At 72.7% G+C, this 7172-nt stretch carries 6 protein-coding genes; 2 read left to right on the forward strand and 4 right to left on the reverse strand.

Annotation, left to right across the window (positions count from 1 at the left end):
* From Q1N79_RS17085 to Q1N79_RS17095, 3 genes are all read right to left on the reverse strand, one after another.
* Window positions 1-385: hypothetical protein (locus tag Q1N79_RS17085; RefSeq protein ID WP_300610072.1), on the reverse strand; the 385-nt coding region annotated here is incomplete at its 3' end.
* A 323-nt stretch (window positions 386-708) separates the two neighbouring features.
* A complete protein-coding gene (locus Q1N79_RS17090) occupies window positions 709-1119 on the reverse strand; it encodes a roadblock/LC7 domain-containing protein (RefSeq protein ID WP_300610073.1) in 411 nt (136 codons plus the stop codon).
* A gap of 521 nt (window positions 1120-1640) precedes the next feature.
* Window positions 1641-2177, reverse strand: a complete 537-nt coding sequence (locus tag Q1N79_RS17095) for a hypothetical protein (RefSeq protein WP_300610074.1) — start codon at window positions 2175-2177, stop codon at window positions 1641-1643.
* Window positions 2178-2389: 212 nt separating this feature from the next.
* On the opposite strand from Q1N79_RS17095, the gene Q1N79_RS17100 reads away from it, so the two are divergent.
* Together Q1N79_RS17100 and Q1N79_RS17105 are read left to right on the forward strand one after the other, a co-directional pair.
* On the forward strand, window positions 2390-3586 hold the full coding sequence (locus tag Q1N79_RS17100; protein WP_300610075.1) for a histidine kinase: 1197 nt from the start codon (window positions 2390-2392) through the stop codon (window positions 3584-3586).
* Window positions 3583-4299, forward strand: a complete 717-nt coding sequence (locus Q1N79_RS17105; protein WP_300610076.1) for a response regulator transcription factor — start codon at window positions 3583-3585, stop codon at window positions 4297-4299. The genes Q1N79_RS17100 and Q1N79_RS17105 overlap by 4 nt, the downstream gene beginning before the upstream one ends.
* Here the strand turns inward: Q1N79_RS17105 and Q1N79_RS17110 are convergent.
* Window positions 4275-6911: an AAA family ATPase gene (locus Q1N79_RS17110; protein WP_300610077.1), complete on the reverse strand. Its 2637-nt coding sequence runs from the start codon at window positions 6909-6911 to the stop codon at window positions 4275-4277. The two genes, Q1N79_RS17105 and Q1N79_RS17110, sit on opposite strands and share 25 nt — an antisense overlap.
* Between the last annotated feature and the right edge of the window lie 261 nt (window positions 6912-7172).

Below are 7172 nucleotides of genomic sequence, written 5' to 3' on the forward strand. Positions count from 1 at the left end.
GCAACTGCCCCGGCGTGTCGTCCCACAGCGCGGGACCCGCACTACCGTGCCAGGTCTCGGTGATCCAGCCACGCGACAGGTACAGCCGGTTGACCAGCTCAGGGCACTGCCACTCCTCGCCCGCAGGGACCCCGCCGACCTTGGACTGCGCTGCCGAGCAGTCCGCGCCAGTCCCCTCGTCCTGCCCGTTGCTCCGCACATCCACGCCCAGCCCGCCCAGCCACGCCGAGCCCGCAAGCAGCACGCTCCCGCAAGCACCAGGCGCGATGTCCGCCGACGCGCCAGCCGGGACGCCCGATCCCGCCACCACGACAGCCACGGCGCAGCACACCCCGGCCAAGAGGGCCAGCACCGCCCGGATCCCGCCAGCACCAGACCGCTGCACCGATCCCCCCTCACGACCGAGCTTTCCGGAAATCCCCTGACATATGAGACGCCCATGCCGGGAACACGGTTGACACGGTGCTGCCTGCCCAGCATGTAACCACCAGCCCGGCGACTCCCCTAGACCGCCCTTCGGCACTCGGCGTCACGCCGCGGGTGACGACCAGGGAGACGGACGAGTCCTACCTGCCGTTGCCGCGATCGGCAGATCATTCCCTGGGCTTCCCGGCCGTCGACCACTTCGCCGCCCGCTCGGCGGCACTCCGTCCGCTGCAGGACTCGTTCCCGCTGGATCGCCCTGCGGAGGGGTCAGGGGACCGGCGTTCAGCTCGCGGTGACGCCGTGCCGAGCGGCCGGGGTGAGCACCCGGCCAACGCGCTCTACCAGCAGGGTCATCTCGTAGGCAACAAGACCCAAGTCGATCGAGGTCGCGAGCACGGCCAGGCTAGCGCCATTGCTGATCGCCATCACGACCAGCACGCCGCGGTGCATCTCCACCACGGTCTGCGCGACCGGGCCGCCTTCGAAAACCCGGGAGGCACCTTGCGTAAGGCTGGCAAGGCCCGACGTGATCGCAGCGAGCTGGTCTGCGTGCTCTCGCGGGAACCCCGCAGAAATCGCCAGGGGCAGCCCGTCGGCGGACACCACGATCGCACGGGCCACGCCCGGAACCCGCTCTACCAGGTTCGTGACCAGCCAGCTCAGATCCTGAGCAGGGCGTCCCGGCGTGCTCACACGCTCTCTCCTCTGGTCGTTTCAAGCGAATCACGACGGCCCGTTTGTCGGTGACGCCTGAAAACTGACCCGGCGGGGACCGGCGCTGGTCCGGAGGTCAGCCGCGGGTGCCGCGCAGGAATTCTGGCCGGGCGGGCAGACGCCATCGTCTTCATCGGAGGTCCCCTCTGGCAGGCGGTTGGAGCAGCCGCACAAGAGCGGTCCTGTTCCGCCCCGCCCGGGGAGGCGTAGTCCGGAAGTGAGAGGCCGATGCCGGTTGCACGCCAAATTTTCCTGCAAGTTTCAGGTGCAAGACATCGGTCAGCTGACGTATATCGAACCGGGTGGTGCGCGGCTCACAGCGGCAGCGCGCGCTGCGCGCTTCCGGCGGCCGTGACGGGCTACGGGAGCTACGGGAAGAGAGGCGACGGCTGATGCACTGGCGCCGACGCCCCGCGCGGAGCCCTGGTAGCCGGGGTCGAGCACGATCAGCGCGCGGGTGGCTCCGTAACCGTGGAAGCAGACGAGTCGCCAGTTCGGCCTTAGCGGCCGCTGGCCACCGGAACCGGCAGCCGGGCCGCCTGCCGCGCGCCGACCCGGCGGGCCCTGGCGGCCAGGGCCGCGGTGCGGGCAAGCAGCATCGCGACGGACAGGAAGATCAGCGCGTCGGTGAGCGCGCCCACGGTGATCTGGCTGGTCGTCAGCCAGTGGCCGAGCTGGGCGCCGAACACGTGGGTGGAACCGTAGGAGAAGTAGATGCGGGCGCCGACGACCGCGCTCCACAGCAGGGCGTACGGCATGCCCGCGTAGGAGGCGACCTTGCCGGTCCGCTCATCGGGGAACACGCGGATCAGCCCGGCGGCAAGGACGCCGAGCGCCAGGCCGGCCGCGGCCGCGGCCAGCTCGAGCAGCAGGCCGTTGCCTGACGTGGCGACGCCCGCGAAGTAGAACGGGACGATGATCGCCGCCGCGATGAACGGGCGCAGCAGCCGCAGCGGGGTGACGTACTTTCGTCCGAGGTCGGACATCAGCACGGCGCCCAGGATGATGAGGTTGGGGATCAGAACGCTGGCGTCCACGGGAACTCCTTGGCTGAAGCGTTTGCGGTGACGTGTGCCACGCTAGGCAGCGGACTCCTGCCGCCGCGTCGGCCCACAGCTCGATGCCGGGTCCATACCGGGTGGAGGTGCGCATGCCGGGACGGCGGAAGCCAGGTGGAGACGCCGACGTCCACCCGGGGTCAACCCCCGCGCCGGCGCGCGCCGCCGGACCCGCCGGATACGTTGGAGGCGTGTTCCGCTCCCTCGCCTCCGTCGCCGCGCGGGGCGACAGCGCGGCCGGCGTGCCGCCGTTGCTGATGGCCGTCCGGTTCCTCATCCTGGCGATGGTGCTGGTCACGGTTCCCCTGGCCACGCCGCACCCTGGAGTGGGGGCCCAGGGTGTCGCGGTCGCGGTCACGCTCGGCATCAGCGTCGTCGCGTGGCTCGTGTGGGAGTTCACCGGCCGCGCGCATCGGGTGGAGCTCCCGGCGCTTGTCGTGCTCGGGGCGGCCGGCGGCGCGCTGGCCGGCGTGTCGTCGCAGAGCCCGGCCATCGCGGTCGGCTGCCTGGTGACCGCCTCGGCCGGCGTCCGGCTGGACACCGAGGCGTCGCTTGCGATCACCGCCGAGACGGTCGCCGCGTTCCTCATCGCGGGCATCTCGACCGGGGCGCCAGCAGGGACGCTGGCGGGTTACTCGGCGGCGCTCATCGGGCTGTGGGCGTTCGGGCTGACCCGCCGCGCGTACGTGCTGCGTGCCGAGCAGGCCGAGCAGGCGCTCGAGCAGGCCCGCCGGGCGCACCAGGCCGAGAGCCAGGCGGCGGCGCTGGCCGAACGGGCGCGGATCGCCAGGGACATCCACGACGTGCTCGCCCACTCACTGGCCGCGGTGTCGGTCAACCTGCAGGCCGCCGAGGGCCTGCTCGCCTCGCTCCCTGACGAGCGCCCAGAACTCGCCAAGGCACTGGAGTGCCTGGAACGGGCCGGAGCCTTCACCAGGGAGGGGATGGTGGAGGTGCGCCGGGCGATCCTGGCGCTGCGGGACACGGCCACGGCCCCCGCGCCGCTGGCGGAGCAACTGGCGGCGCTGGCCAGGCAGTACCGCGCCGACGGCGACATGGCCGTCGACTTCACCGTGGCAGGAACGCCGCGGGCGGTGGCCGCCGAGGCGGCGCTGGCCGCCTACCGGACCGCGCAGGAGGCGCTGACCAACGCCCGCAAGCACGCGCCGGGACAGCCGGTCACCGTGTGCCTGCAATTCGAGTCCGCGCAGATCGCGGTGCAGGTCGCCAACCCGCTGCCGCCAGCCGACACGGCACGGCCGCTCGCGGCCGCCGGCACCGGATACGGGCTCGCCGGCCTGCGCGAGCGGGCCGCCCACGGCGGCGGCACGCTGACGGCCGGGCCGGCCGACGGACAATGGCGGGTATGCCTCAAAATTCCAGCATGACCCCGGACCCACGGGACACTCAGGACGAACCGGTCACGGTCGTCGTCGCCGACGACCAGTCGGCGGTCCGCGAAGGCCTCGTGCTGCTGCTCGGCACCCTGCCGGGCATCACCGTCGCAGGCCAGGCGGCGGACGGGGACGCCGCCATCGAGCTCGTCGCCGCGACGCTCCCGGACGTGGTGCTGATGGACCTGAACATGCCCGGCGGCGACGGCGTGACCGCCACCCGCCGCATCACCGCCGAACATCCCGGCACCCGCGTCGTCGTGCTGACCACCTACGCAGACGATGAGTCCATCATCGGGGCGCTGCAGGCCGGCGCGCTCGGCTACCTCACCAAGGACGCGACCAGGGCCGAGATCGGACGGGCGCTGCGGGCCGCCGCGGCTGGCCAGGCCGTGCTCGATCCAGGGGTGCAGCAACGGCTGCTGTCGGCCGCTGTCCGCGCGCCGGAGATGTCCGCCCCCGGCGCCCCCGGCGCCCTAGGCACCCGGGGCGGAGCGGACGATGAGCTGACGCCGCGCGAGTCGGAGGTGCTGCGGCTCATCGCGGCCGGCCAGTCCAACCGGGAGATCGCCCGGGCCCTGTTCGTGAGCGAGGCGACCGTCAAGACGCACGTCAACCGGATCTTCGCCAAGACCGGCTCACGGGACCGCGTCCAGGCGACGCGCTACGCCTACGCGCACGGCTACGCCAGCCCGGCCTCGTCCTGATCCCGGTCGACCCGCTGTCCTGGCCGTCCTGCGGGCCTGGCCGCGCCCAGCCTCGCGGCCTGGGTCGCGGCGGCGCTCCGGGTCGGCGCGTCCAGCTTGGCCAGCACCGCCGACACGTGATGGTCGACGGTCCTGACCGAGATGAACAGCTTGCCGGCGATCTCCGCGTTCGTGTGCCCGGTGCAGATCAGGTCGAGGACCTCCTGCTCGCGCCTGGTCAGCCCGAGCGGGTGCTCCCGGGTGGCCGTCCGGGGTCCGGCCGGAATCGAGTGAATGCCAAGCCCGCGCATCGTCTGCCGGGTCAGCCGGACCGTGGCCGACGCGCCAAGGCCAGCGAAGATCCGCAGCGCTTCGTGCAGCGCCGCCTCGTCCGCGGACCCGAGCATGGCCAGTCCGGCCTCGTAGGGGCAGCCAAGGTCTGCCCAGAGGCGGGCCGCGGCGGCCCAGTCGCCGTCGACCTCGCGCTGGTAGGGACTGGCGACCGCACCGCGTGGCGGCCGGTCGGAGGCGGTGCGCCGCAGCCAGACCGCGACAGCTCCCCGCTCCCATTCATCGCCGCCGCCGGCCACGTCGTCGGCCAGCTCGGCCTCGCGGCGGGCGTCCGCCAGCCTGCCGTCCAGCCAGCACGCCTCGGCCCGGGCTAGCCGCACGGGCACGATGCGCTGCGGCTCACCGCCCTTGTCGGCGAGCTCCGCCGCCGCGTCGAGATACTCCCAGGTGCCTGGCTGGCTCCGGCGGCCGCTCACCCTGCCGAGCTGGTACAGCACGCTGACCCGCTGGATCGGGGACGGGCCGCCGGCCAAGAGCTCCTGGCAGAGTGCCGACACCTCATCCCAGCGGCCCGTCGCCTCCAGGACGCTGGCCTGGCCAATGCGCAGGCAGATGACGTAGGTAGTGACGTCATGGTCGTCGCAGTAGGCGATCCCCGCGGTGTAATAGGGTTGTGCGGCGGCCCACTCATGTCGATCGACATGGCAGGCGTGCAGGTTGGCGTAGGCCCGGGCCGCCGCAGCCTCATGCTGGCCGGCCAGCGCGACGTCCAGGGCCTGGCGCAGCGCGCCAGCCCACTCCCCGCCATTCTTGTGGCTGGCACACGCCTCGCTGTTCAGCGCGTCACTGAGCACTTCGGTCAGGCCGAGCGGCCCGGCGACCGCCTGCGCCTGGCGGGCCAGCCTGATCGCATCATTGCTGGCGCCGTGTACCATCAGCGTCCCCGCCTGAGTGGCATACGCCCAAGCCAGCTCGGCGGTCGGACCCAGCGGCTCGAGCAGCGCTATCGCTTCCCGGCCGGCGGCGATTCCCGCTTCTCCCCTGCTCAAGTAGCCCAGTGAGGAGGCGAGCCAGCGGAGCGTGTCACCCTCGCGCAGCCGGTCGCCCACGTCGCGCCACAGGCCGAGCGCCCGCTCCCGGGCATCCGCCGCCTCCTGCCAGCGGTCAAGCAGCGATGCCTCATACGCGAAGCCGTCATGCAGGCTGGCGACGGTGGCGGGATCGGTCCCGTCCGTGCAGCGCAGCGCGCGTTCGTACTGGGCGACCGCCTCACGGTGCGCGCCCAGCGCGGCAGCCCGGCGGGCGGCCGCGGATGCATGGCGGAGCGCCGCCTGTCGATCGCCGGCCGCTTCCGCGTGAAACGCCATCCGGGCGTCGTCGTCGCAGCCGAGATCCTGCAGCGTCGCCAGGATCCGCGCATGGATGGCGGCGCGCCGGTGCGCGCCGACCGCCTCGGCAACCGCGAGCCGGGCGATCTCGTGCCGGAAACGCAGCGCCATGCCGTCCGCGGCGAGCAGCCCGGACGCCAGCAGCTCGTCGATGGCCGGCGCCGCGCAGCCGGCGACGGACTCAACCAGCCCGAGCTCTACCCGGGTGCCGATCAGCGCCGCCGCGTCCAGCACGGCGCGCGACTCGGTGCCCAGCCGTGCGGCCCTGGCCAGCACGGCGTCCCTGGCGGACGCCGGCACCTCGCCCGTCCCGGCCTGCACGGCCTGGCTGACATAGAACGGGTTACCGCCGGTCAGCCGGTAGAGCGCGGCCTGGTCGAGGCCGCTGCCCTGGGCCAGCACCGCGACCGCGGCCGCGGACAGCGGCGGGAGGCTGATGCGCCGGACAGACCGCTGGGCAGCCAGGTCACCCAGCGCGACGCGCAGCGGGTCCGTCGCGGTCAGGCCCTCATCCCGGTAGGTGACCAGCAGCAGGACCGCGGCGTCCCTGATCCGCCTGCCAAGGTAGCGCAGCAGGTCAATGGTTGCCTCGTCGGCCCAGTGGGCATCCTCCACCACCAGCACGTGCAGCTCCCCTGGCAGGCTGACCTGCCGCAGCAGGGCGCTGAACAGCTCCTCGCGGGGAGCACCGGCCCGGCACAGCTCGAGCAGTTCCCCGCCGAGCTTGCCGGCGATGTCGAAGAGCGGGCCGAGCGGCCGCGGGGTGAACAGGCCGTCACAAGCCCCCCAGGACCAGGTCGCGTCAGGCAGGCCGCGCTGTGCCTCATCGACCAGCGCCGATTTGCCGACTCCCGCCTCCCCGGCGATGAGCAGCAGCCGACCCTCCCCGTGCCGGGCATGGTCCGCGTACTCCGCCAGCGAGGCCAGCTGCGCTTCTCGCTCAAGCAGCGGCATGTTACCAGTCTCCCCCACATCCGGACCGCCTGCTACCAGGCATTACATATCTGCAGGGCAAGCGCCGCAAGATGGGTAAGCGCGCGGGAAAGCTAGGCAGCCCCAGGGTGAAACTGGGGAACCGCTCCCGATGCGGGGCGCCGGCGTGCCGCCATAGGTTCGGGCTGGCTGCGATGACCAACCGGAAAGGGAGCGATCCGCATGAGCAACCACCCCGACATCCTGGCGGCGCTGGCGCGGGAGCGGCAGCAGGCGATGCTG

This window comes from Trebonia sp. (assembly GCF_030042015.1).
GTDB lineage: Bacteria > Actinomycetota > Actinomycetes > Streptosporangiales > Streptosporangiaceae > Trebonia.